Annotated in this window: 23 protein-coding genes and 2 tRNA genes; 15 read left to right on the top strand and 10 right to left on the bottom strand. The window is 62.8% G+C overall.

Going from position 1 to position 25742, the window contains the following annotated elements:
- Window positions 1–24 precede the first annotated feature (24 nt).
- The 7 genes from PV761_RS11805 to rpmH form a co-directional block, all read right to left on the bottom strand.
- The gene (locus PV761_RS11805; RefSeq protein ID WP_347896916.1) at window positions 25–1089 is read right to left on the bottom strand and encodes a ParA family protein; all 1065 of its coding nucleotides are present in this window, start codon (window positions 1087–1089) and stop codon (window positions 25–27) included.
- A gap of 87 nt (window positions 1090–1176) precedes the next feature.
- Window positions 1177–1827 carry a 16S rRNA (guanine(527)-N(7))-methyltransferase RsmG gene (gene rsmG, locus PV761_RS11800; protein ID WP_347896914.1) on the bottom strand — a complete coding sequence of 217 codons (651 nt, stop codon included), beginning with the start codon at window positions 1825–1827 and terminating at the stop codon, window positions 1177–1179.
- A gap of 19 nt (window positions 1828–1846) precedes the next feature.
- The gene (locus tag PV761_RS11795) at window positions 1847–2413 is read right to left on the bottom strand and encodes a R3H domain-containing nucleic acid-binding protein (RefSeq protein WP_347896912.1); all 567 of its coding nucleotides are present in this window, start codon (window positions 2411–2413) and stop codon (window positions 1847–1849) included.
- Complete coding sequence (yidC, locus tag PV761_RS11790) at window positions 2413–3393, bottom strand: membrane protein insertase YidC (RefSeq protein WP_028271879.1); 981 nt, start codon at window positions 3391–3393, stop codon at window positions 2413–2415. The genes PV761_RS11795 and yidC overlap by 1 nt, the downstream gene beginning before the upstream one ends.
- A 16-nt stretch (window positions 3394–3409) precedes the next feature.
- Complete coding sequence (gene yidD / locus PV761_RS11785) at window positions 3410–3805, bottom strand: membrane protein insertion efficiency factor YidD (protein ID WP_028271880.1); 396 nt, start codon at window positions 3803–3805, stop codon at window positions 3410–3412.
- Window positions 3798–4208, bottom strand: a complete 411-nt coding sequence (gene rnpA, locus PV761_RS11780; RefSeq protein ID WP_028271881.1) for a ribonuclease P protein component — start codon at window positions 4206–4208, stop codon at window positions 3798–3800. Before rnpA ends, yidD begins: the two co-directional genes overlap by 8 nt.
- Window positions 4209–4250: 42 nt before the next feature.
- Window positions 4251–4388, bottom strand: coding sequence for a 50S ribosomal protein L34 (rpmH, locus tag PV761_RS11775; protein WP_003800212.1), 138 nt, complete (start codon window positions 4386–4388; stop codon window positions 4251–4253).
- Between the two features lie 468 nt (window positions 4389–4856).
- Here rpmH and dnaA point away from each other — a divergent pair, with 468 nt between their 5' ends.
- From dnaA to PV761_RS11715, 12 genes are all read left to right on the top strand, one after another.
- The gene (gene dnaA, locus PV761_RS11770; RefSeq protein ID WP_347896908.1) at window positions 4857–6278 is read left to right on the top strand and encodes a chromosomal replication initiator protein DnaA; all 1422 of its coding nucleotides are present in this window, start codon (window positions 4857–4859) and stop codon (window positions 6276–6278) included.
- Window positions 6279–6813: 535 nt separating this feature from the next.
- Window positions 6814–7938 carry a DNA polymerase III subunit beta gene (gene dnaN, locus PV761_RS11765; RefSeq protein ID WP_028271883.1) on the top strand — a complete coding sequence of 375 codons (1125 nt, stop codon included), beginning with the start codon at window positions 6814–6816 and terminating at the stop codon, window positions 7936–7938.
- A 107-nt stretch (window positions 7939–8045) separates the two neighbouring features.
- On the top strand, window positions 8046–8930 hold the full coding sequence (gene gnd, locus PV761_RS11760; RefSeq protein ID WP_347896906.1) for a phosphogluconate dehydrogenase (NAD(+)-dependent, decarboxylating): 885 nt from the start codon (window positions 8046–8048) through the stop codon (window positions 8928–8930).
- A 36-nt stretch (window positions 8931–8966) separates the two neighbouring features.
- Complete coding sequence (recF, locus tag PV761_RS11755; protein ID WP_347896904.1) at window positions 8967–10172, top strand: DNA replication/repair protein RecF; 1206 nt, start codon at window positions 8967–8969, stop codon at window positions 10170–10172.
- Complete coding sequence (locus tag PV761_RS11750; protein ID WP_347896902.1) at window positions 10169–10726, top strand: DciA family protein; 558 nt, start codon at window positions 10169–10171, stop codon at window positions 10724–10726. The genes recF and PV761_RS11750 overlap by 4 nt, the downstream gene beginning before the upstream one ends.
- Before the next feature lie 412 nt (window positions 10727–11138).
- Window positions 11139–13229, top strand: coding sequence for a DNA topoisomerase (ATP-hydrolyzing) subunit B (gyrB, locus tag PV761_RS11745; RefSeq protein ID WP_028271887.1), 2091 nt, complete (start codon window positions 11139–11141; stop codon window positions 13227–13229).
- A gap of 61 nt (window positions 13230–13290) precedes the next feature.
- Window positions 13291–15999 carry a DNA gyrase subunit A gene (gene gyrA / locus PV761_RS11740; protein ID WP_028271888.1) on the top strand — a complete coding sequence of 903 codons (2709 nt, stop codon included), beginning with the start codon at window positions 13291–13293 and terminating at the stop codon, window positions 15997–15999.
- A complete protein-coding gene (locus PV761_RS11735) occupies window positions 15996–16652 on the top strand; it encodes a DUF3566 domain-containing protein (protein ID WP_028271889.1) in 657 nt (218 codons plus the stop codon). The genes gyrA and PV761_RS11735 overlap by 4 nt, the downstream gene beginning before the upstream one ends.
- A 98-nt stretch (window positions 16653–16750) precedes the next feature.
- Window positions 16751–16824, top strand: a tRNA-Ile gene (locus tag PV761_RS11730).
- A gap of 23 nt (window positions 16825–16847) precedes the next feature.
- Window positions 16848–17000 carry a DLW-39 family protein gene (locus PV761_RS11725; protein ID WP_231511296.1) on the top strand — a complete coding sequence of 51 codons (153 nt, stop codon included), beginning with the start codon at window positions 16848–16850 and terminating at the stop codon, window positions 16998–17000.
- A gap of 71 nt (window positions 17001–17071) precedes the next feature.
- Window positions 17072–17144 (top strand) — tRNA-Ala (locus PV761_RS11720).
- Between the two features lie 113 nt (window positions 17145–17257).
- The gene (locus PV761_RS11715; protein WP_347896898.1) at window positions 17258–18172 is read left to right on the top strand and encodes a DMT family transporter; all 915 of its coding nucleotides are present in this window, start codon (window positions 17258–17260) and stop codon (window positions 18170–18172) included.
- Between the two features lie 24 nt (window positions 18173–18196).
- Here PV761_RS11715 and PV761_RS11710 read toward each other — a convergent pair whose 3' ends face one another.
- A complete protein-coding gene (locus PV761_RS11710) occupies window positions 18197–19072 on the bottom strand; it encodes a glycosyltransferase family 2 protein (protein WP_347896896.1) in 876 nt (291 codons plus the stop codon).
- A 132-nt stretch (window positions 19073–19204) separates the two neighbouring features.
- Window positions 19205–20140 carry a hypothetical protein gene (locus PV761_RS11705; RefSeq protein WP_347896894.1) on the bottom strand — a complete coding sequence of 312 codons (936 nt, stop codon included), beginning with the start codon at window positions 20138–20140 and terminating at the stop codon, window positions 19205–19207.
- 154 nt (window positions 20141–20294) lie between these two features.
- Here PV761_RS11705 and PV761_RS11700 point away from each other — a divergent pair, with 154 nt between their 5' ends.
- Window positions 20295–20840, top strand: a complete 546-nt coding sequence (locus PV761_RS11700; protein WP_028271893.1) for a peptidylprolyl isomerase — start codon at window positions 20295–20297, stop codon at window positions 20838–20840.
- A 6-nt stretch (window positions 20841–20846) separates the two neighbouring features.
- Entirely contained in the window at window positions 20847–21728 is an 882-nt protein-coding gene (locus tag PV761_RS11695) for a rhomboid family intramembrane serine protease (protein WP_347896891.1), read from the top strand.
- A gap of 959 nt (window positions 21729–22687) precedes the next feature.
- Here the strand turns inward: PV761_RS11695 and PV761_RS11690 are convergent.
- Complete coding sequence (locus PV761_RS11690; RefSeq protein WP_347896889.1) at window positions 22688–23299, bottom strand: DNA-3-methyladenine glycosylase I; 612 nt, start codon at window positions 23297–23299, stop codon at window positions 22688–22690.
- A 153-nt stretch (window positions 23300–23452) separates the two neighbouring features.
- Between PV761_RS11690 and PV761_RS11685 the strand changes: the two genes are divergently transcribed.
- Complete coding sequence (locus tag PV761_RS11685; protein WP_347896887.1) at window positions 23453–25738, top strand: immune inhibitor A domain-containing protein; 2286 nt, start codon at window positions 23453–23455, stop codon at window positions 25736–25738.
- Window positions 25739–25742 lie beyond the last annotated feature (4 nt).

The raw sequence follows: 25742 nt of genomic DNA, 5'->3' as shown, positions 1-25742 counted from the left end.
TGGCTAGTGCAATTGTTGAAAATTCTAACGTTCAGCGATTTCGGCTGCGGCTTCCAAGTAGGACAGTGCACCGCTGGAGGAGGGGTCGTACGTCATCACAGTCTGCTGGTAACTGGGAGCCTCGGAGATCCTGACCGATCGCGGCACCACGGCACCGAGGACCTGGTCCGGGAAGTGCTGACGAACTTCGGCTGCCACCTGCGCGGCCAGGTTCGTCCGGCCGTCATACATGGTGAGAAGAATGGTGGAAACAACCAGCTCTGCATTGAGGTGCTTCTGGATCATCTCAATGTTCTTCAGCAGCTGGCTGAGGCCTTCCAGAGCGTAGTACTCGCACTGGATGGGAATCAGGACCTCGTTGGCGGCGCAGAAGGCGTTGACCGTCAGAAGGCCAAGGCTCGGCGGGCAGTCAATGAAGATGTAGTCAAGACGGGCCTCGCCCGACTTCTCGCGTTCCTTGGCGTAAACATCAATCGCGCGTCGGAGCCGCTGCTCCCTGGCGACGAGGGAAACAAGCTCAATTTCAGCGCCGGCCAGGTGAATGGTGGCGGGTGCACAGATCAGGTTGGCGATGTCGGGGCACGGGGCCACCACGTCTTTGAGGGGAACGTCGTTGATCAGGACGTCATAGATGCTGTCGACGTCCGCATGGTGTTCGATGCCCAGAGCCGTGGAGGCGTTCCCCTGGGGATCGATGTCGATGACCAGGACATTCAACCCGGCGGCAGCAAGGGCAGCGGCAATGTTGACCGTGGTGGTTGTCTTGCCTACCCCGCCCTTCTGGTTCGACACCGTGAAGATACGTGTCTTCTCCGGCTTGGGAAGCTGCCGTCCAATCAACCGTTCGCGGCGTTTGTTTTCATGGGCCAGGTCCCGGGCAATCGGGCTCGAGTCATCAATGGTGTCCATGATGTTTCCGCTGACCGAGTCAGTTTCACGTGAAACTGCCGCGGACCTGGACCGGTTTGTAACCGAATTCAGGTGATTCCACGAATCCGAGGGCGCAATTGAGGGCGCAACCATGGCCCGTGCGGACCCCAGGGACACGAACGGGGGGATCCGCTGTGTGGAGGCTTCGCTACTGGTCACTGTGACACACTCACTCTCATTCGGCTTTTTCTGCCGTTCACTAGCCTAACTGGTTCCCCCAAAAGTCCTGCGGCACCGGGCCAGCGGTTAGGCAATCTTTTGCGTCTTATTAACGATGATTCGAACCACAGTGGTGGGTTCCTCGAGGATGTCCTCGCCGACAACCACTACGGACGTCTGTACGCCGCCGAGCTTGCGGATCGCTTTGGCAGCCTTCTCGATCTCTTCCCCGGCGCTGCGTCCTTTGATAGCCACAACCTCGCCCTTGCCAGCGAGCAGGGGGATCGTCAGGCCGGCAAGGTTGGACAGAGCCGACACCGCACGGGCGGTGACAACGTCGGCATTCACCATACCCACGGCCAGTTCAGCGCGCGTGCGCATAACCGTCACGTTGCTCAGCCCGAGGTCGTCCACAACCTCCTGAAGCCAGATCACCCGGCGTTCCAGCGGTTCGATGAGGGTCAGTTCGAGGTCAGGCCGCGCAATTGCCAAACACAGTCCCGGCAGTCCGGCACCGCTGCCAACATCCGCAACATGGCTGCCTTGAGCAATTTCCCGCTCAATCACGGCGCAGTTCAGAACGTGCCGGCTCCAGAGCCTGGGAATCTCCCGCGGTCCGATAAGGCCACGTTCAGTACCGGACGTGGCAAGGTGCTCCACGTAGCGCTTGGCCAGCTCGAGGCGGTCGCCAAAGATGGCCTCAGCCGCCTTCAGTTCGGCGTCGGTAATGTCAACCATTGTCAGCGTCCCGGAATCTTCAGTCTGCGGAGACAACGATGTGCCTCCCGGCACCTTCGCCTTCGGATTCGCTGACGAACCCGAGATCGGCCACAGCGTCGTGGACAATCTTCCGCTCGTAGGCGCTCATCGGCTCCAGTGCCACAGCCTGACCGGATTCCTTCACGGAAGCCACGGCGTCCTCGGCGATCTTCTGCAGGTGGCCTGCGCGCTCCTGGCGGTATCCGTTGATGTCCAGCACCAAACGGGAACGGTTCTCGGTGGCGGAAAGGACCGAAAGCCGGGTCAGCTCCTGCAGAGCTTCGAGCACTTCACCGTCGCGGCCAACGAGGCTTTCAAGGCCTGCAGATTCTTCCTCTGCCACGATGGAAATGTAGGTCCGTCCGTTGCGGACCTCGATGTCGATATCTCCGTCAATGTCGGCGATGTCCAGCAGTTCTTCCAGGTAGTCGGCCGCGACGTCGCCTTCTTCTTCCAACCGGCTGGCCGAAGACCCCTTGCCTGCATTCTGGATCTCATCCTGGGCGTCGTCCTGGTCTTCAATGGCCTCGGCGGAAACGGCGTTTTCGGTGCTATCGACAGACATTACTTCTTCTTCCTGTTCTTACGTTGTGGCTGGATGCGCTGGCTCTTGGCCTCGGCGACCGCGGCAGCAGCGGCAGCTTCAGCCTCGACGTCGGCCTTCTTGCCTCCCAGAATAGGCAGGGCCGGAAGGCCCTTGGCGGCACGGCGCTCGGCGAGGGCCTTGGCGGCGGGGGATCCCGGCGTCGGCATGCGGCGGATGACGAAGAACTGCTGCGCCATGGTCCAGAGGTTGGTGGTGGTCCAGTAGATGAGGACACCGATGGGGAAGTTGATGCCACCCACGCCAAAGACGATCGGCAGGATGTAAAGCATCATCTTCTGCTGGCGCATGAACGGGCTGGCCATTGCCTCTTCGGACATGTTCTTGGCCATGATCTGCTTCTGCGTGATGAACTGCGACGCCGTCATGGCCAGGATCATCACGATCGAGAGCGTCCAGACAGCCACCACGTTGCCGCCCGCAGGTGTGCCGTGAAGCAGGGTGGCGGACAGCGGAGCACCGAAAATACTCGACTCATCGAACTGGACAACTTGTTCGTGGCTCATGGCGCCAATGCCGGCACCCTTATCGCGGGCCGCCGTGATGCCGGACAGCACCTGGAACAGGGCGAAGAAGAAGGGCATCTGGATCAGCATGGGCAGGCAGGCCGAGAACGGGTTGGTTCCGTGCTTCTTGTACATGGCCATCTGTTCCTGGGCCATGGCCTGGCGGGACAGCTGGTCTGTCTTGCCCTTGTACTTGTCCTGCAGCTTCTTCAGGTCCGGCTGCAGGAGCTGCATTCCGCGCTGGGCCTTGATCTGCTTGACGAACACAGGGATCAGGGCGGCACGAATGACCAGCACCAGCCCGATGATGGACAGCGTCCAGGTCCAGCCGTTCGCCGCCGGCAGGCCAATGGTGCTCAGTCCCTCATGGAAGCCCACCATGATGATGGACACGAGCCACTTGAACGGAAACATGATTGTTTCAAAGAAGTCCATACGATATCCCTATTCGTCAGGCCGCAGTGCGGCCTTCTCCATCAGTCTGAGCAGCCAGGTACTTGTCCGGGTTGTTCAGCACAACAATTGTGGGGGTCCGGTTTTCGGGCCAGTGGCGGTGACCGGCGGGGACATGGTCCACTCCGCCGGCGTTCCAAGGATGACAGCGCAACAGGCGCCGGGCCGCAAGCCAGCTTCCCTTGACGGCGCCATGCACCGTGATTGCCTCGAGGGCGTACGCCGAGCACGAAGGAAAGAAGCGGCAGACCTGACCGTACAAGGGCGAAATCACCTTGCGGTAGGCCTTCAGCAGCAGAATGAGAAAGTTGCGGGGCAGGTTCCAGAGCACTGTGCCCACCAGGACCGCTGCCGGTTTGAGGAAGTGGACGACGGCGGCAATGGAGTTACGCACGCGGTGTCCCTTCCTGTGTTGTTTCCCGTGAAACCGCTGACGCGGCCCGAGGAAGGCGGCCGCCCAGCCGTTTCATGGTCGTTTCCAGAGCGGCATTGTAATCTGCCAGCAGTTGGTCCCAACTGGCAGCGGCGGCCGCAGGCAGTGCCCGGACCACAATGGCGAACCCGGTACCGTATTCCTGCAACGACAAAGCGCCGGCTTCCCTCAGTCTCCTCTTAACGAGGTTCCTGACAACAGCGTTCCCGACACTCTTGGAAACGATGAATCCGATCCGGCTTGGTTCGTCAGCAGCAATAGCTACCGTATATAACACTACGTTCCGGCGTCCATTGCGGACGCCGGAACGTACAGTTGTTGAAAAATCGGTTGAGGTCCTCAGACGGTTCCTGGTGGCTAGCACCGTTAAACTCGCAAAGGGATGTTGACCGACGAGTCAGTGTATTTAGGCCGACAGTTCGGTGCGGCCCTTGCCACGACGGGCTGCCAGGATGGCACGGCCGGCACGGGTACGCATACGAAGGCGGAAGCCGTGCTTCTTGGCTCGACGGCGGTTATTCGGCTGAAAAGTCCGCTTGCTCACGTTAGTTACTCCAGTGGATCAAAGGTGCGCCCACCCGATCAAAAAGGGGAAGAACTGGCCGACGCTAAGTTTTGTATGTGCACACGCTGCCCTCGGCTCGTAGGACGCGAACGTCAGAGAGATTCAAATGAGGTCGAAAAGCGGACACAAAGGACTTCACAACGTTAGGCCAAAAAGCATCCGGTAGTCAAACCGGGCTACCCCTCACTGCCCTGCACCTGCTGTGGTTAACCTCAACCCACAGCCTGTGGATGAAGTGGCTCACAGGGCCCGATTTCGAACCACAACGGTGTAATTATCCACAAGGCTCTCCCCAGCTATCTTCTAGGCTTTTCATCCCCTAGAGTGGCTCAGTAGCCGATTATCCACGCTCTGTGCATAACCCTGTGGATATAAGCCGGAACCAGCCCCTGGTTCAGGACTTGTGGCTGCAGGTAATGCAGGCAAGCAAGTTTGAGGAACTGATTGATGACAGTAGACGAAGCCAACCACGCGAATACTGTCGGAAGTTCCTGGCGGCGGGTTGTGAGCCTTCTGGAGCAGGACCACCGGGTTTCACCCCGGCAGCGCGGCTTCGTAATCCTCGCCCAGGCGCAAGGACTGATCGGTTCAACCCTCCTGGTCGCTGTGCCCAACGAACTCACCCGCGAAGTCCTGCAGACGCAGGTCAAGGAAGCCCTTGACGATGCCCTGCACAACGTCTTTTCCGACGACATCCGCTGCGCCATCGACGTCGACACCGATCTGGTGCCCCTCCATGTGGAGCCGGAACCCGCCGTCGAACTTTCCCTCGCAACCGATCCCACGGTGGAGCAGAAGCCGCAGCCCATGCTGCCGAGCACTTCCCATGAATTCGGCAGGCTCAACCCGAAGTACGTCTTCGACACGTTCGTGATCGGTTCCTCGAACCGGTTTGCGCATGCGGCCGCCGTCGCCGTCGCCGAGGCACCGGCCAAGGCCTATAACCCGCTGTTCATCTACGGTGACTCGGGTCTGGGAAAAACCCACCTGCTGCACGCGATCGGACACTACGCCCGCCGGCTCTACAGCGGCATCCGCGTCCGCTACGTCAACTCCGAAGAATTCACCAACGACTTCATCAACTCCATCCGGGACGATGAAGGCACCAGCTTCAAGACCACGTACCGCAACGTGGATGTGCTGCTGATTGATGACATCCAGTTCCTGGCCGGCAAGGACCGCACGCTGGAGGAGTTCTTCCACACGTTCAACGCGCTCCACAACAACAACAAGCAGGTTGTCATCACCTCGGACCAGCCGCCCAAGCTGCTGGCCGGATTCGAAGACAGGATGAAGTCCCGTTTCGAATGGGGCCTGCTGACCGACATCCAGCCGCCCGAGCTGGAAACCCGGATCGCGATCCTCCGCAAGAAGGCCCTCAGCGAAGGTCTGTCTGCACCGGATGACGCCCTGGAGTACATCGCGTCCAAAATTTCCAGCAACATCCGTGAACTTGAGGGCGCGCTCATCCGGGTCACGGCCTTCGCCAGCCTGAACCGGCAGCCGGTGGACGTTGCCCTCGCCGAGATGGTCCTCAAGGACCTCATCACGGACGACGGCGCCCAGGAGATCACGTCGGCGCAGATCCTGACCCAGACAGCTGACTACTTCAAGCTCAGCATGGAGGAGCTCTGCAGCAAGTCCCGGACCCGCACCCTGGTGACCGCACGCCAGATCGCCATGTACCTGTGCCGGGAGCTGACGGACATGTCGCTTCCGAAGATCGGCCAGGAGCTCGGCGGCAGGGACCACACCACCGTGATCCACGCAGACCGCAAGATCCGTGAACTGATGGCCGAGCGCCGTGTGATCTACAACCAGGTTACGGAGCTGACCAACCGGATCAAGCAGCAGCAGCGGGATTCCTAAGCCCGGCTTCGCCTCCGCCTCCTTACCTTATTAACAGGCACATGTGGATAAGCCTGTGGATAGTTAAGGGGACAACCGCGGTTAATGGGCTTAAAACCCTTAAGGCATCTGTGGATCAGCGAAACGGCCGAAAAAGTTGTCCCCATCCACACCCTGTTTAAAACCTGCGTCGCCCACAGCGGATGAACAGGGCTTAACCGCAGAATCCTGCCGTGAAACAGGGTTATCCACAGTTTCCACAGCAGTTATTAACACTACTAATCCCAAAAAATTGAAATTCCCTCAAACAACAATCTCGTTCCCACCCCCGGACAGCCTCGTGGCCTCGGCCCCGAAGGGCCGGCGTCCCGGCCGGGGATGGGGAAAACGGGAATCTTCCGGCTAAGCTGTCAGCAGCGCTCCCATCCTTGGGTCTGTTTGTGGTTCAGCAAGCGCGGACCATGCAGGTTCCGGTGTCCGGGGGCAAGGTTTTCGAACTCCCTGCGGGAGTTCCCGTTCAGAAAATGGCAGCAGCAATGAAAGGCGGCACCCTTCCGTGAAGTTCAGAGTCGAACGGGACGTCCTGGCAGAAGCCGTCACATGGACCGCCCGGTCGTTGTCTCCGCGGCCGCCGGTTCCGGTGCTTTCCGGGCTCCTTCTCAAGGCTGAGGCCGGCACGGTCAGCCTCTCGAGCTTCGACTACGAAACTTCGGCCCGGCTTGAAATCCCGGCTGATATCAGCGTTGAAGGCACCATCCTGGTCTCCGGCCGCCTCCTTGCGGACATCTGCCGAAGCCTGCCGTCCGCCCCTGTTGAGGTCGAAACCGACGGCAACAAGGTCACGCTCACCTGCCGTCGCAGCAGCTTCCACCTGGCCACCATGCCCGAGGCGGAGTACCCGCCGCTGCCCGCGCTGCCCACCATCAGCGGAACAGTTCCGGGTGACTCCTTCGCCCAGGCCGTGTCCCAGGTGATCATCGCCGCCAGCAAGGACGACACCCTTCCGATCCTCACGGGCGTTCGGATGGAGATCGAGGACGATCTCATCACCCTCCTCGCAACGGACCGCTACCGTCTGGCCATGCGCGAAGTGCCGTGGAAGCCCGTTACCCCCGGGATCTCCACCAGCGCCCTGGTCAAGGCCAAGACCCTCAACGAAGTTGCCAAAACTCTCGGCAACAGCGGCGACATCAACCTCGCCCTCGCCGACGATGACAGCCGGCTGATTGGATTCGAAAGCGGCGGACGCACAACCACGTCCCTCCTGGTGGACGGCGACTACCCCAAAATCCGTTCACTGTTCCCGGATGCCACACCGATTCACGCAACTGTCCAGACCCAGGAACTGGTCGAAGCCGTCCGGCGCGTCTCCCTCGTTGCCGAGCGCAACACCCCGGTCCGGCTGGCGTTCACCGAAGGCCAGCTCCACCTCGACGCCGGCACCGGTGAGGACGCCCAGGCGTCGGAAGAATTGGAAGCACAGCTGACCGGCGATGAGATCACGGTTGCGTTCAACCCGCACTACCTCATCGAAGGCCTCAGCGTCATCGAAACCAAGTACGTCCGGTTCTCCTTCACCACAGCACCCAAGCCCGCCATGATCACGGCACAGGCCGACGCCGACGGCGAAGACCAGGACGACTACCGTTACCTGGTCATGCCGGTGCGCCTCCCCAACTAGGTAGCAGCTGATGTCGTTATGGGCACCCAAAACGACATCTAATGCGACCCAGTTGGGCCCGCCATCGCAGTCCCTCCACCACACCAGCGCAGAAAAGAGTTCCTACCGTGCACATCGGACTGATCGGCCTTGGAAAAATGGGTTTCAACATGCGCGAGAGGCTGCGCAAGGGGGGCATTGAGGTCACGGGCTTCGACCGCAACCCTGACGTCACGGACGTCGCCACCGTGGACGAGCTCATCGCAGTCGTTCCGGCTCCGCGCGTCATCTGGGTCATGGTTCCGGCCGGCGAGATCACTGATGCAGTGATCACCGAACTGGGTTCCAAGCTCGACGCCGGCGACCTGGTGATCGACGGCGGCAACTCCCGCTTCACGGAAGACCAGAAGCATGGTGCCGCGCTGGCCGAGAAGGGCATCCGTTTCGCTGACTGCGGTGTATCCGGCGGTGTCTGGGGCCTTCAAAACGGTTACGGACTGATGGCCGGCGGCGATGCCGCCGACATCGAACGGGCGATGCCCGCATTCGATGCGCTCCGTCCCGAAGGCGACCGCGCGGACAGCTTCGTCCATGTTGGCGGCATCGGTGCAGGCCACTACGCGAAGATGGTGCACAACGGCATCGAGTACGGGCTGATGCAGGCCTACGCGGAAGGCTATGAGCTGCTGGCCGCCAAGGACATCGTGACCGACCTGCCGGGAACCTTCCGCGCCTGGCAGAAGGGGACCGTTGTCCGCTCCTGGCTGCTGGACCTTATGGTGAAGGCCCTGGACGAGGACCCGGGCCTGGCCTCGATCGATGACTACGTCGAAGATTCCGGGGAAGGCCGCTGGACCGTTGAGGAGGCAATCGCCAACGCCGTTCCTGCCCCGGCCATTACAGCTGCGCTGTTTGCGCGCTTCTCCTCCCGCGAAGACAATTCCCCGGCGATGAAGATGGTGTCCGCCCTGCGGCACCAGTTCGGCGGGCATGCCACCCGCCCGGCCAAGTAGCAGCAGTCCGAGCAGTCCGGGAATCCTGAAGACGGCGTGTACCTAGAAAAGCTTTCGCTGACCGATTTTCGCAGCTATGCCCAGGTGGACCTCTCCTTCGAACCCGGAGTGACGGTCCTCGTGGGGTACAACGGCATCGGCAAGACCAACCTCATGGAGGCCATCGGGTACCTGGCCACGCTGAGTTCACACCGTGTCAGTTCGGATGCTCCGCTTCTGCGCTTTGGTACCGAACGGGCACTGATCCGGGCCAAGCTGGTTCGGGGCGAGCAGTCCACTGTGCTGGAACTGGAAATCAACGGAAGCCGTGCCAACCGCGGACGCATCAACCGCAGTAACCCAGTCCGTGCCCGGGACATCCTGGGCATCTGCCAGACGGTGCTTTTTGCGCCGGAGGACCTTGCCCTGGTGAAGGGTGATCCCTCCAACCGCCGGCGTTTCCTGGACGAGTTGCTGGTCAGCCTCATGCCGCGGCATTCCGCCACGCGGACTGATTATGATCGTGTGCTCAAGCAGCGCAACGCCCTTCTCAAATCAGGCCGGACCGGTAAATTCACTGCCGGGCACGAGGCAACCCTGGATGTGTGGGACCAGCACATGGCCAGGGCCGGTGCCGAGTTGCTGCACGCCCGGCTGGAACTGGTGGAAAGGATCCGGCCCCACCTGAGAGAGGCTTACGCGCAGTTGACCGACGGGTCCAAGGAAGCGGACGCGATCTACCGGTCCACGCTCCAGGACATGATGGACGACGACGGCGCCGGCCCGGGTTTCGATGCGGAACCCGCCGCCGTCGAACGCGTCGAAGACCTCCGGGAACTGTCCGTTGAGGACCTGACCGAACGCTATGTGCAGGCATTTGCGGCCTCCCGGCGCAAGGAACTGGAACGGGGCGTTTCCCTGGTGGGTCCGCACCGGGACGACGTCGAACTCATCCTCGGCGAAGCGCCCGCCAAGGGGTATGCCTCGCACGGCGAAACCTGGTCCATGTGCCTTTCCCTGCGGCTGGCGTCCTACTACGTGATGCTCGATGACGCCCGCACCGGCGGGTCCGCACCGATCCTCATCCTCGACGATGTGTTTGCCGAACTCGACGTCCAGCGGCGGCGTAAACTGGCGGCAATAGTATCCGGCGCCGAACAGGTGCTGGTGACCGCCGCCGTCGACGCCGACATACCGGAAGAACTGGCCGGGCGGCGGGTGAAAGTGGTCCCCGGAGGAATCGATGAGTCGGAATCCCTATGAGTAAGGATGCTGGCGGCCTGCAGCCGGGCCGCGATCCCGACGAAATAGATGCGCCCCAGGCGGCGCTTAACCGGATGCGCGAAGCTGCCGCTGCCCGCGGCGAAATCCGGCGCAAGTCCCCGCTGCCCGGAGGCGGAGCCAAGAAGCCGGGACGCAGCGCCGGCGGAACACGGGGCTTCACCCAGTTCCACGGCACGGGCCGCGACCCGTTGGGTCTGGGGAAAGTGGTGGGACGCCTCGTGGCCGAACGGGGCTGGACTTCGCCGGTTGCCGTCGGATCCGTGATGGCCGAGTGGGGCACGCTCGTGGGCCCCGAAATTTCGGCACACTGCACGCCGGAAAGCTTTACCGACACCACGCTCCACGTGCGGTGCGATTCCACCGCGTGGGCAACCCAGTTGCGCCTGCTCAGCTTCAGTCTCCTCGAGAAATTCCGGAGCGAACTGGGCGAAGGCGTCGTGACCAAGATCCAGGTCCTCGGGCCTGCGGCGCCAAGCTGGCGGAAGGGCGGACGGACAGTCAACGGCCGCGGTCCCCGGGACACTTACGGATAGCAACCGGCTGTGGCGGCCCGCCGGATTTCCGCCGCCGCCGTCCCCGACCCTTGAAAAATGGCCAAACGGCGTGTAGGGCGCTCTAACGCCCCTGGGCCGTATAGGAACCCAGAGACGGTACCCCTGGAGCCTTGCAGGCGGGGCCAATGGCCTGTCAGCACCATATTCCCACGCGTTTGCGGCCCTGGAATGCGGGATTACGCTCTCCAGCACGGTAGAATCGGGGTAGATAACTGGGCGCCGGTGAAACGTTGACTGAGTCCGTTTTTCGGCGCTTTTCCTGCGGCCGGGGCACGGTTCCGCCAGTCAACGAAGTAATCGGCGTTATCAGTGACGTGCCTGTTGGCAGGAGCCTCTTCTATCGGAGACGGTGACGGCCGGCCATACGAATACAGAGGAGTCGAAAGCGCCTGTGGCTAACGACAATGCAGATATCCCGGCAGTGGAACCCGCAGCTGAGGATGCCCGTACAACTGATGCGCCGGCGGAGGCAGCCGAACGCAAGGGATACGGTGCGAGCGACATCACCGTCCTTGAAGGACTGGAAGCTGTTCGGAAACGTCCCGGCATGTATATCGGGTCCACGGGACCCCGCGGACTCCACCACCTTGTGTATGAAGTGGTGGACAACTCCGTGGATGAGGCCTTGGCAGGCTACTGCACCCACATTGAGATTGTTCTCCAGGCCGACGGCGGCGTCAAAGTGGTTGATGACGGCCGCGGCATCCCGGTGGACATGCACCCCACCGAGCACAAGCCCACGGTTGAGGTTGTAATGACCATCCTGCACGCCGGCGGAAAGTTCGGCGGCGGCGGATATGCCGTTTCCGGCGGCCTCCACGGCGTGGGTATTTCAGTGGTGAATGCCCTCTCCAGCCGGGTGGATACCGAAGTCCGGCGCCAGGGCCACGTCTGGCGGATGTCCTTCGCCGACGGCGGCAAGCCCCAGGGCAGCCTGGTCCAGGGTGAAGAGACGGACCAGACCGGGACCACCCAGACCTTCTACCCGGACGCCAGCATTTTTGAGGTCACGGAATTCGACTTCGAGACGCTTCGTGCCCGCTTCCAGCAGATGGCGTTCCTCAACAAGGGCCTGCGCATCACGCTGACGGACGAACGCCGCGTTGCCCAGGAAGGCTCGGAGGACGAGGACCTGGATCTCGACGCCGTTCCCACCGAGGGTGAAGTGGCCGCCGAATTCCGCACGGTTGTGTACCAGTACGACGACGGCCTGCTGGACTACGTGAAGCACCTTAACTCCGGCAAGAAGGTTGATGTTGTCCACGAGGACGTCATCGCCTTCGAAACCGAGGACAAGGAACGGAAGATCGCCTTGGAAATGGCGATGCAGTGGACCAATGCGTACTCCGAAAGCGTCCACACCTATGCCAACACCATCAACACCCATGAGGGCGGCACCCACGAAGAGGGCTTCCGGGCCGCGATGACGTCGCTCATCAACCGCTACGCGCGCGAGAAGAACATCATCAAGGAAAAGGATGACAACCTCACCGGTGATGACATCCGTGAAGGACTCACCGCCGTCATTTCCGTGAAGCTGGCGGAACCGCAGTTTGAAGGCCAGACCAAGACCAAACTCGGTAACTCCGAGGTCAAGGGCTTCGTCCAGCGCGTGGTCACCGACGGCCTGGGCGACTGGCTGGAGCGCAATCCCGGCCCGGCACGCGATGTGATTCGCAAGGCGATTTCCGCAGCCCAGGCCCGGATGGCAGCCCGCAAGGCCCGCGACAACGCGCGCCGCAAGAGCCCGCTGGAGTCCTTCGGCATGCCGGGCAAGCTCTCCGACTGCTCATCCAAGGACCCGGAGAAGTGCGAGGTCTACATCGTGGAGGGCGACTCCGCCGGCGGTTCCGCCAAGCGCGGCCGCAACCCCGAAACGCAGGCCATCCTCCCGCTGCGCGGCAAGATCCTGAACGTGGAACGGGCACGGCTGGACAAGGCCCTCGGCAACAACGAGGTCCAGTCCATGATCACGGCATTTGGTACGGGTATTGGCGAGGACTTCGACCTCAGCAAGCTCCGGTACCACAAAATCGTCCTCATGGCCGATGCCGACGTTGACGGGCAGCACATCACGACGCTGCTGATGACGCTGCTGTTCCGGTACATGCGCCCGCTGATTGAAAACGGATATGTATACCTGGCCCAGCCGCCGCTGTACCGCATCAAGTGGTCCAATGCTCCGCACGACTACGTCTACAGCGACCGCGAACGCGATGCCCGGCTTGTTGCCGGCCAGGCCGCCGGGCGCCGCATCCCGAAGGACAACGGCATTCAGCGCTACAAGGGCCTTGGCGAGATGGACTACACGGAACTGTGGGACACCACCATGGACCCCGACCACCGCACACTCCTGCAGGTCACCATGGACGACGCCCTCGCGGCTGACCAGATCTTCACCGTGCTGATGGGCGAGGACGTTGAATCACGCCGAAACTTCATTCAGCAGAACGCCAAGGATGTCCGGTTCCTGGATATCTAGAGCTCCACAAGAGCCTAAATATCCCTGAAGCGACATATACCTGAAACGGAAAATATAGACTATGAGTGACGAAACACCCGAGGTTCCCGCGGACTCCGCCGGACCCGTCGAGCCCGTCCTGGAGGGCGATGTGCTGGTGGACCGCGTGGAGCAGGTGGATCTGCAGACGGAAATGCAGCGGTCCTACCTGGACTACGCCATGGCCGTTATTGTCGGCCGCGCGCTGCCGGACGTCCGCGACGGCCTGAAGCCAGTCCACCGTCGCGTTCTCTATGCCATGTTCGACGGCGGCTACCGCCCGGACCGCTCCTTCAACAAGTGCGCCCGTGTGGTGGGCGAGGTCATGGGCCAGTACCATCCGCATGGCGACACAGCCATCTACGATGCCCTGGTCCGCCTGATCCAGGACTGGACCATGCGCTACCCATTGGCGCTGGGGCAAGGGAACTTCGGTTCGCCGGGTAACGACGGCGCGGCTGCACCGCGGTACACGGAAACGAAGATGGCCCCGCTGGCCATGGAAATGGTCCGGGACATCGACGAGGAAACCGTCGATTTCCAGGACAACTACGACGGCAAGAACCAGGAACCCACCATCCTGCCGGCCCGCTTCCCCAACCTGCTGGTCAACGGCTCCTCGGGTATCGCCGTCGGCATGGCCACGAACATTCCGCCGCACAACCTCCGCGAGGTTGCCGACGGCGTGCAGTGGTACCTGGCCAACCCGACGGCAAGCCGCGAAGAGCTGCTGGAAGAACTCCTGCTCCGGATCAAGGGACCGGACTTCCCGACCGGCGCCACGATCCTGGGCCACAAGGGCATCGAGGATGCCTACCGTACGGGCCGCGGCTCCATCACGATGCGCGCCGTGGTGAACGTTGAGGAACTCCAGGGCCGCACCTGCCTGGTGGTCACCGAGCTGCCGTACCAGGCCAACCCGGACAACCTGGCCATCAAGATCGCCGAACTCGTCAAGGACGGGAAGATCTCCGGCATCGCCGACCTCCGTGACGAGACCTCGGGCCGCACGGGGCAGCGGCTGGTGATCGTGCTCAAGCGTGATGCCGTGGCCAAGGTGGTGCTGAACAACCTCTACAAGCACACCCAGCTGCAGGACAACTTCGCAGCCAACATGCTGGCGATTGTGGACGGCGTCCCGCGGACGTTGAGCCTCGATGCCTTCATCCGGCACTGGGTCGCCCACCAGATGGACGTCATCGCCCGCCGGACCCGGTACCGCCTGCGCAAGGCCGAGGAAGAAGCGCACATCCTGCGCGCCCTCCTCAAGGCCCTGGACATGCTGGACGAGGTCATTGCCTTGATCCGTGCGTCCAACACCACCGAAGCTGCCAGGGACGGCCTGATGCAGTTGCTGGACATCGATGAGCTGCAGGCACGGGCCATCCTGGACATGCAGCTCCGAAGGCTGGCAGCACTGGAACGCCAGAAGATCCAGGACCGCCATGCCGAACTCGAAGCCCTGATCGCAGAGTACAACTCGATCCTGGCCTCCGAGGAGCGGCAGCGGGAGATTATCAGCACCGAACTTTCCGAGATCGTGGCCAAGCACGGGGATGACCGCCGCACGAAGATCCTGATGGGCTTCGACGGTGACATGTCCATGGAGGACCTGATCCCTGAAGAGGAAATGGTGGTCACCATCACGCGCGGCGGCTACGTCAAGCGCACCCGCAGTGACAACTACCGCTCACAGCAGCGCGGCGGCAAGGGCATCAAGGGTGCCCAGCTGCGCGGGGACGACGTCGTGGAGCATTTCTTCGTCACCACGACGCACCACTGGCTGCTGTTCTTCACCAACCTGGGGCGCGTCTACCGGGCCAAGGCCTACGAACTCGTGGAAGCGGGCCGTGACGCCAAGGGTCAGCATGTGGCCAACCTGCTGGCCTTCCAGCCGGATGAGCACATTGCCCAGGTCCTGGATCTCCGGGACTACCAGCACGCTCCTTACCTGGTGCTGGCCACCAAGCGGGGCCTCGTCAAGAAGACCCGCCTGGAGGACTACGACACCAACCGCTCCGCCGGCGTGATCGCCATCAACCTGCGCGACGGCGATGAACTCGTCTCCGCCCAGCTGGTTTCGGAAACTGACGACCTCATGCTGGTTTCACGAATGGGCCAGTCCATCCGCTTCACGGCCACGGACGATGCACTGCGGCCCATGGGCCGTGCCACGTCAGGCGTGACCGGCATGAAGTTCCGCGAGGATGATGAACTGCTGGCCGCTGATGTGGTCAAGGACGGCTCGTTCGTCTTCATCGTCACCGAGGGCGGCTACGCCAAGCGGACCGCGGTGGAGGAATATCGCCTCCAGGGCCGCGGCGGGCTCGGCATCAAGGTTGGAAAATACCAGGAAGAGCGGGGCCACCTCGTAGGTGCCCTCATCGTCCAGGAAGAGGACGAAGTCCTCGTGGTTATGGAAGGCGGAAAGGTGGTCCGTTCCTCGGTGGCCGGAGTGCCTGCCAAGGGCCGCGACACCATGGGCGTCATCTTCGCGAAGCCAGACAAGAACGACCGCATCATCGAGGTGGCGCGGAACAGTGAACGCGGCCTGGAGGGCGAGGAGGCGGAAGCCACCGACCCGGAAAACCCGGCTGAAAGCCCGGCAGCCGCCGGGGATGACGTAACGTTGGCTGAAGGTGCCGGATCACATGATGGGTCCGCAGAGGCAGATTCAGCACCGGCCGTGGAATCCGACGAGTCATCGGACGACGCTGAGCTGGACGAAGAAAATACCGGAGGTAACGAGTGAGTAATTCCGACTCATATCCCAAGCCGAACAGCAACACTCCCGGCGGGATCAGGCAGCCGGCGTCCGCTCCGCGCGTGAACGCCCCCGTACGTCCCCAGCAGCGGCCGTCGACGCCGGGTGCTCCGGCGCAGCGCCCGGTGGTCCCCGGCCAGCGTCCGGCACAGGGGCAGCGCCCCGGTGTTCCGGGCCAGGCCCCCCAGGGCCAGCGGCCCGGCGTGCCCGGTCAGCGACCCGGCCAGGGCTCCGCGCAGGGTGCCCCCGGCCTGGTCAAACCGGCCCCGAAGGCCAAGGTCCGTCGTGCGCGCCTCCTCGTCAGCAAGGTGGACCCCTGGTCCGTGCTGAAGATGGCCTTCCTGCTGTCCGTAGCCCTGGGCATCGTGACAGTCGTTGCGGCCATCGTCCTGTGGACCGTGCTGGACCTGACGGGCATCTTCGACCAGGTGGACAGCCTGCTCGGAACGCTGGCCGGATCCGAAGGCGGCGGGTTCGAACTGAAGAAGGTTGCCTCGCTGGGCCAGGTCGCTTCCTTCGCGGTCATCATCGCCGTGGTGAACGTGGTCCTGCTGACCGCACTGTCGATGCTCTCAGCCGTGCTGTACAACATTTCCGCCACCCTCGTAGGTGGCATCGGCGTGACCCTCACGGACGATTAGTCCGCGGATTTTCACCGGAAATCCACCGGTGAAATGCCTCGATTTGAGATCGGGCCGGGATGTGCTGTAAAGTCATGTCTCGGCCCGATGAGGCATCGGGGCGTATAGCTCAGGCGGTTAGAGCGCTTCGCTGATAACGAAGAGGTCCCAGGTTCAAGTCCTGGTACGCCCACGGAACCTGCACAGGTTTTGAAAATGGTTCGGGTAAAACCGAACCGGAACGGGGTGCATGTGAAGAAGTTGCTGGTTGTTGCAGTAGCTATCGCAGGCGCGCTGCTCTTCAAGAAAGTGCAGGAATCCGAAGCCCGGAAAACGGTCTGGAGCGATTCGACTGACACGGTCGAATAGTCCGGATCCTGGTACGGACGCTGGTCAGAAGCGTTCCGGAACTAGGGTATGATTGACGGGTTGCTTCTTATGGGGGCATGGCGCAATTGGTAGCGCACCTGCTTTGCAAGCAGGGGGTTCGGGGTTCGAGTCCCCGTGCCTCCACCGTAAGAAAGGCCCCGGAATGCGGAAACGCAGTCCGGGGCCTTTTTCTTTGCCCGCCAGGCAGCCCGGCGCCGTCCCGGCCCCCTCATGTCCCGGCCACTAGTGTTGGAACGGTGAACTTCTTCCTCGCCGCTTTAGGCGTCCTGGGTGTGGCCTCTTCCGGGCCCCTCATTGCCGCTACGCTGGGCGCCACCTCTGTCAGCGCCCTGGCCATCGCCTTCTGGCGCAACGCCATTGGAGCCGCTGTCATGGCGTCGCCGGTCCTGGTGACCGATCCACGGCAGTTCGGCCGGGTGACGCCCCGCGAGTTCCGCTGGGCGGTCCTCGCCGCCGTCGCCCTGGCACTGCACTTCGCCTTCTTTATCACATCCCTCCAGCTCACCTCGGTAGCGGCGGCTACAGCGCTTGTCTGCCTCCAGTCGGGCTGGATCGCGGTCTTTCAGCTGTTCCGGGGCGTACGTCACCGCTGGCAGGTTCTGGTGGGCCTGGGAATGGCCTTCGGCGGCGTCGTGGCCATCACCGGCTTCGACATGGGCACCTCGCCGGACGCCTTGCTGGGAGACCTCCTGGCGGTGGCGGGCGGCGCCCTGGCGGGCCTTTACACCCTCGCGGGCGGCAAGGCTCGGGAGACCATGGGCACCGGCACCTACACAACGCTTTGCTACGGCATGTGCGCGGCCGTGGTGGCGCTCCTTGCGTTGGTCTCGCGGCAGCCGCTGGTGGGCTTCGAGGCACCCGGCTGGCTGGGAATCGTAGCCATTACCGTGTGCGCGCAGTTGGTGGGGCACACGGCGTTCAACCATCTGCTGGCCACCATGAGCCCGCTGCTGGTCTCTATGATCATCCTGCTGGAGATTCCGGGTGCCGCGCTGCTGGCGGCTGTGTTCTTGGATGAGAGCCTGCCGGCCGGCACCTACGCCGGCCTGACGCTGATCCTGGTCGGGCTCGCCGTCGTGCTGGCAGGCCAGCGGCGCAGAAGGCCGGAACGACCCGGCGAGGCCCGGGTGGCGGAGCTGGGCACGGACTGAGGCCCGGAAAGGGCCGGTCCGACGCTACTGGCCGCCGCGGCGCACCGGCTGGGCGGAGCTGACCGTGTGGATGGCGCGCAGGAGCTTGGCCGGGAAGTAGACGGAGAAGAACACCACCATCGGTGCCTTGAGGGCCATTTTTTTGACGTTGTGGGCCTTGTACGTCCGGTCGAACCTGGTGACGTAGTACCGGTAGTCGCGCGGAGAATCCTCGAGGCGGCGGGCGGACATACCGGAGACCATCTGGGGCCAGTACTGGATACGCAGGTCATGGTCGGCGAGGTGCAGGGACAGGTCGATGTCCTCATGCATCTCGTCCTTCTCATCCCGGCAGGTTTCTCCGCGGATGGTTTCCCAAGCCGAGCGGCGCAGCGCCATGTTCGAGCCAAAGAGGAAGTGGTACTGGTGTTTGGCCAGCTTGAGCATCAGCTGGCGCATCTTGTCATCGGCCTTCAGGCCGAAGCGCCGCATCGGCATGTCGTAGTACACCACCGGACCGGTGGCTGCCTGGACGGAAGGATCAAGGAAGGCTTTCTGGACCTGTTCCACCCAGTCCGGTTCCACCACGGAGTCCGCGTCGATCCGGCCCAGTATGTCGCCGGTGGCGTGGTTGAGGCCGAAGTTACGGGTGGGAATGAGGCCCTGGGACCTGTCCTGGGTGAGCAGGATGATGGGGCTCTCAGGATATTCCTGCTGCATCTGCCGGACGATGTCTGCCGTGCGGTCCTTCGACATGTTGTCCACAACAATGATCTCCGTGGCCGGCACCGACTGGTAGATGGCCGCAATAAGGCACTGCCTGATGACGCTGGCCTCGTTATATGCCGGTATGACGATGGATACGCCCGGCATAAGCGCAGCGTCGTGCGAGGCATCCTCGGCGGATCTATCGGGTGACATCACCACAAATTTAGCACCCTTGGGCGTCCCAGCCCGGGATGGCGGGTGAAGGTACGGGAAACAACGGAGGAGCCCCGCACATTTTGCGTGCGGGGCTCCTCCGTTGTTGTACCGGCCGGCGACGGCCGGGCTTTACGTGTCGGTGGGCTTGGCCGCACCGTTGTTCATGCTGGATGCGATGTTCTTCACGGCAGTCTTGGCGTCCGTGGCAACGGTGGCTGCCTGGTCCTTGGCGTCCTCGGCCGCTTCATCAGCCTTCGCAGCGGCGTCGCCGGATGCTGCAGCAACAGAGTCAGCTGCGTCAACAGCCTTCTCACCGGCGGTGGCGGCCGTGGCACTCACGTCGTTGACGGTTGTGGCCGGAACGGGCGCAGGGGTCACGGGAGCAGGTGTCTTCCAGGGATCCTCCACGGGCTTGGAAGCCTTCCACGCGGCCACACCGGCGGCGACGGCTGCGGCGATGACGCCGAAAATCAACAGTCCGCGGTGCTTGGGCTTCTGCGGCTTGGCCACCTCACCGGTAACAACGCGCGTGGCCTCCGCGGCAGCAGCCTTGAGCTGTTGGCCTGCGGCTTGGGCCTGATCCTGAATAGAGTGCACAACGCCGGAGTCCGCAAGCCTCTGGGCTACGGCATCCACATGGGAGGGCGCGCTTTCCAGCGTGCGGTGTACGGCCTCCGAAGCGTGGCCGATCTGATCCGAGAGCCGCGGAAGGTATTCGACTACGACGCGGTCGCGGGCATTCAGGATCACCGGGGCGGCCTTGTCCAGCGCCTCGTGGAGGCGCGGCGTGGTGCCCTCCACGGCATCGTGGATCTTCGGCGCGAGGTACGCGAGACCGTCCTGGATGCGCGGCGTCACGGTGGCAACGCCGTCGGCCAGATTGTGGGCTGCCGATTTGAGCCCCTCCTGGATCTTCGGGGAAGCGGTGTCAATACCGTGCTGCAGGCGGGGAACCGCCCAGTCGACGGCTGCTTCAACGCGGGGGGCTGCCCAATCCTTGGCGTTCTCTACCGCGCTGCTGACTGACTGCTCCAGGTCACGGGCAATACGATCCGATTTCTTCACAACTACCTCCCGATTAATGTGACGGTTCTGTTGTTAGCCTACGTGGATTGCCCCGCACCGGCTATTCATCAGGGCCATTTCCAGCCGATTTCACCTAGCGCGGAACTGCCCGGCAGGCCTGATGTGCAATAGCCCGACGTGGAACAATGGGCCTATGACTGCCATCGCAACTGCAAAAGCAACCATCCACACCAGCCTCGGCGACATCGTCGTCAACCTCTTCGGCAACCACGCGCCCAAGACGGTCAAGAACTTCGTCGGCCTGGCCACGGGCGAGCAGGCTTGGACCCACCCGGAAACCGGTGAGGACAAGACCGGCACCCCCCTGTACAACGGCACCATCTTCCACCGCATCATCAAGGACTTCATGATCCAGGCCGGCGATCCCCTCGGCCGCGGCGTGGGCGGACCGGGCTACAAGTTCGACGACGAAATCCACCCCGAGCTGACCTTCAACCAGCCCTACAAGCTGGCCATGGCCAACGCCGGCATCCAGATGGGCAAGGGCACCAACGGCTCGCAGTTCTTCATCACCACCATCCCCACCGACTGGCTGCAGGGCAAGCACAGCATCTTCGGCGAAGTTGCCGATGAGGAGTCCAAGAAGGTCGTTGACGCCATCGAAGGTGTCCGCACCGGCATGGGCGACCGCCCGGTCGAAGACGTCGTTATCAACAGCATCGACGTCGAGCAGCTCTAACACCCCATGAGTTACGGAATTCCGGCGGCCGAGCCGTCCGCGCAGATTCCGGTGTGCCCCAGGCACCCGGACAGGCCTTCCTATGTCCGGTGCCAGCGCTGCGGGCGCCCGGCATGCCCGGAATGCCAGCGGGCGGCCGCCGTCGGATTCCAATGCATTGACTGCGTCAATGAAACAAAACGTACGACGCCGGCAGCCACTACCGTGTACGGCGGAACCGCCGTTGCCGGCTGGCCCTTGGTGACGTTCGGGATCATCGCGGCCTCCGCGCTGGTTTTTGTACTGCAGTGGATAGTCCCCAACGACGGGATCTACCAGAACTTCGCTTTCGCCACGGTCTACGCCACCCCCGAGTATGGGGTCTTCGAACCGTGGCGCATGCTGACCTCGGCGTTCCTCCACTCCCAAGGCTTCATCCTGCACATCGTGCTGAACATGTACATGCTGTGGATGTTCGGCCAGGCGCTGGAACCCCTCCTCGGGCGCATCCGCTTCCTGGCGCTCTACTTGCTGTCCGCCGTCGGCGGATCGGTCGGCTACCTCCTCCTGACGCCGACCTATACTCCGGGCCAGCCCCTCGCCGGAGTCGTGGGCGCCTCCGGCGCAATCTTTGGACTCTTCGGTGCCATGCTGGTGGTCCAGCGTCACCGCGGCGGTGACACAAAGCAACTTTGGGTACTGATCGCCATCAACGGCGTCATCGGCTTCATCGTCCCGCAGATTGCCTGGCAGGCCCACCTTGGCGGTTTGGTGACGGGCGCTGCCTGCGCCGCGGCCATCGCCTACGTTCCCCGTGGCCCGCAGCGCTGGCTCTGGCAGTCGGCCGGCCTTGTGCTGGTGCTGACTTTGCTCGCCGTCGCCACCTGGCTGCGAATGGCCGGCGCCTAAACACGCCCCGCCTTCATACCCTCCTCCGCCTCAGCACCCCAGCACCCCGTGCTCCGCGGCGCCTGCGCTCTCTCTGTCGCAGTCCGCGGCACTTCACGCTGTGACGTGGTGTTGGGGGCGCTTCCCGCGGAGATCCTACCTGCCAATATCTGCACCCCGCCTGAGGGCACTGTGACCACGTCTTGCGCCGGCACCCTCGCCCTCTCCAAGAGTTTTCCACAGAGGTTATCCACACTGTTGGTAACTTACATGCTTGTAGTTCATCCCCCTTCCCCGGTGATGCCCTTGCCAGCTGGCGATTATCGACAGGGGTGGTCCACGTAGTCCACAACTGTGGATAACGTAAACCGGCGGGGTTGTGGTTAAGTGGACAACTTTGTCCTCTGCGACCGGGTAACTGTGAGGTGCTTCAGGGCCCGGAATCGGGCATGCGGCCAGCAAGTGCCAGGCTGCGCAGGGGGAAACCGGCCTCCTGTGAACCACATTTGGCTCTTAGACGGCATATTCCGACCCCGGTTGAGCGCCGCCCGGGCCCTCTTCAACAGGTTATGCACACTGTTAATAACTCCTGACGCCCGAGGGGCAGGATGTAAATTGGCGCGTTGGAGCCTGATTGGGCCTTAGATCAGTGATTTATCCCCTAAGTTATCCCCACTTGTGGATAACTTCTGGGGATAGCCTTGTTCTTAAGTGGATAAGTTAAATCCGATCGGTGCCCGCCCTGCCTGCCGCGATTCCTGCACGAACCGGCGGGGTGGACGGCGGACCAGCGCGGCATTCTTGGGGATTTACCATCCGGAACCGGTTATCCACAGGCAATCCACACTGTTAATAACTGTCGGCCCTGTGATTCGTCCGGAGTCCCGGTGACTCACAGGCCATGGCCCGCGGAACGTTCGCCTAAACTGCCGAGACTTATCAACACTGTGGATAACTTTCCCCACAGGACCGGGATAAGTTCAGGCGCGGTCAGTCCACACGCCGGACGAGCCGCGACGGTGGCTGTCAACAAGATGGGTGTCGATCATGCCGATCGCCTCCATGAGCGCGTACATCGTGGTCGGCCCCACGAATGCAAAGCCTTTGGCGCGCAGGGCCTTGGATAGGGCAATGGACTCGGCCGATGTTGTGGGGATCTGGCCATGTGTGAGCGGACTCGGAGTCACGTCCGGTTGGAAACTCCAGACGAAGTCCACCAGCCCGCCTTCATTCCGCAGCGCGATGGTTGCCCGGGCGTTGGTGATCGCCGCCCTGATTTTGAGCCGGTTCCGGACGATGCCGGCGTCGAGCATGAGGCGCTCGACGTCGTCGTCGGTGAAGGCGGCCACCGCATCGGGCTGGAAGTTGTGGAACGCGGACCGGAAGGCGGGCCGCTTCCTCAGGATGGTGGCCCAGGACAGGCCGGCCTGGAAGGCCTCCAGGCTGATGCGCTCGAACAGCCCCTGCTCGTCGCGGACGGGCATGCCCCACTCGGTGTCGTAGTACTCCTGGAGCAACGCATCCACGGCCGCCCACGGCGGGCGGGCCAGGCCGTCATTGCCGACGATGGTGCCGCGTTCATCCGGGGTCATGTGGGTTCCTTAGGTTTTCCTGCGAGGTGGTGCTGCGTCCAGCATATTCAGCAACCTGCGCCGGACATGCCCCGGCCTTCGCGCAAATTCATAGCCGAACGACGACTCTCACATTATGCTGTGGCTCTGATCACAAATTACTGGGAGGTACGTGTGAGGAAAACCAAAATTGCCGTGGCCGGCGTGGCGGGGGTCGTTCTCGGGATGCTCAGCATCCAGGCCCCGGCTGTCGCTGCACCACCTGCCGACGACGGGTCAAACAGTCCCTCTGCGGCAGTACGGCAGGACAACCGCCCCGGACCGCGGACCAAGGAACTCGTGGAACGGCGCAAGGCGGCCATTGAGAAGGTGGGCAAGGGGCAGGCGAAAGCCAATGGCGACGGCGTCGTGCAGCTGGCGCCGGACAAGTTCGCCGAGGTCGAAACCGCCAAGCAGGACAAGATCTTCACCGTCCTCGCCGAGTTCGGTACCCAGGGCTCGGGCCGTTTCGGAACAGCACCGGGTCCCCTGCACAACACGATTGCCCCGCCGGACCGTGCCGTGGACAACACCACGCTCTGGACCAAGGATTTCAGCCCCGCCTACTACGAAGAACTCTTCAACGGCAGCGGTGAATCGATGAAGGGCTACTACGAGGCCGTTTCCAACAAAAAGTACTCGGTGACCAACACCGTGACGGACTGGGTCACGGTGCCCAACAACGGATCCTTCTACGGCGACAACGCCACCGAAGATACCGGCGGTTCATGGGCGTTTGTGCGGGACTCCGGCAATGCCTGGTGGGATTCCCAGGTGGCAGCCGGCAAGACACCGGCTGAAATTGACGCTTACCTTGCCCAGTTCGATGTCTGGGACCGCTACGACTTCAACAACAACGGCAATTTCGATGAGCCCGATGGCTACATCGACCACTTCCAGGCGGTCCACGCCGGCGAAGGTGAGGAAGGCGGCGGCGGGGCCCTGGGCGAGGATGCCATCTGGTCCCACCGCTGGTACGCCTACGGCAACCAGTTCGGCTCCGCCGGACCGGAAGGCAACCTCTCCGGCGGAACCCGGATCGGTTCCTCGAAATACTGGCTCGGCGACTACACCACGGAACCCGAAAACGGCGGAGTCGGCGTCTTCGCCCACGAATTCGGACACGACCTCGGACTGCCGGACTTCTATGACACCACGGGCGCCGCAACCAACAGCACGGCATTCTGGACCCTTATGAGCTCAGGTTCCTGGCTGGGCCACGGTGCGGCGGCAGAAGCAGGAATCGGCACCACCCCGGGCCTCATGGGCCCCGAGGAGAAGCTCTTCCTCGGCTGGCTGGTCAACAGCGAGGTGGAACTGGGAACCACCGGTGACTTTGTCCTGAACCCGTCCCAGCTCCAGGCCGACGGCAAGGACCAGGCCGTCAAGGTCAACCTGCCGGACAAGACCACCACCACCAAATACACCGTTCCCTCCTCGGGGAGCAACGCGTGGTGGACGGGAAGTGCGGACGGCCTCAACGAATCCTTGACCCATGCCGTCCCGGCACAGTCGAGGGTGACCGTCACGGCGAACGCCTGGTACGACATCGAGGCGAACTACGATTTCCTCTACGGCGAATATTCCACTGACGGCGGCAAAACCTGGAAATCCGCCGGGCGTGCGCTCAGCGGAGCGGCCGCGTGGGGGCAGGTGCGTTACTCCTACGACGCTGCCGGTCTCGAATCGCTGTTCCGCTTCAGGTACCAGACCGACGGCGGCGTCCATAACCCGGGTGCCTTCATTGACGACGTGAAGATCTCGGCGGGCAAGACCGTGATCCTCAGTGACGACGTCGAGTCCGGTGCAGGGACGTGGACTGCCGGCGGCCAGTGGCAGCTCAGCAGCGGGTCGGTGACGCAGACCACCGAGCAGTACTACCTCGTGGAGAACCGTGAGTACGTGGGCTACGACGCAACGCTGGCGGAAGGGCCCTATGCCTTCACCCACAGCATCACGAAACCGAACTGGGTCGATTTCTTCAAGTACCAGAACGGCATGCTGGTCTGGTACATCGACGACTCCTACGCGGACAACAACGTTTCGGCCCACCCCGGTGCAGGCTCGGCCCTGCCGGTGGATGCCAGGCCCGCGCCGTTGAAGTGGTCCGACGGCACCATGCCCGGCAACAGCCGCCAGCCGTTCGACGCAACGTTCGGCCTGGAGGACACGGATCCGCTCTGCATCGCGAAGGAAGTGCAGACCGGCACCAAGCGCAGTTCGTCATTCAGCTACCTTGACGCCTGCGCCGTCAGCAGCGCCGCGATCAGCGTCTTCAAAGACAGCGATCCGCTGGCCTACTACAGCGCCGACAACCCCTACGGGAGCGTCAAGGTTGCAGGTCACGGCGTGGAGATTTCCGTAACCTCCGACGCCGGCACGGACTTGGCGATCCACGTGGTCAACCCTGCACTGAAGTAGGCGC

Origin of the sequence: Arthrobacter sp. CC3 (assembly GCF_039907775.1) — a bacterium.
In the GTDB taxonomy this organism is placed as follows: Bacteria; Actinomycetota; Actinomycetes; order Actinomycetales; family Micrococcaceae; genus Arthrobacter.
This window is presented reverse-complemented; position numbering and strand designations above follow the sequence as displayed.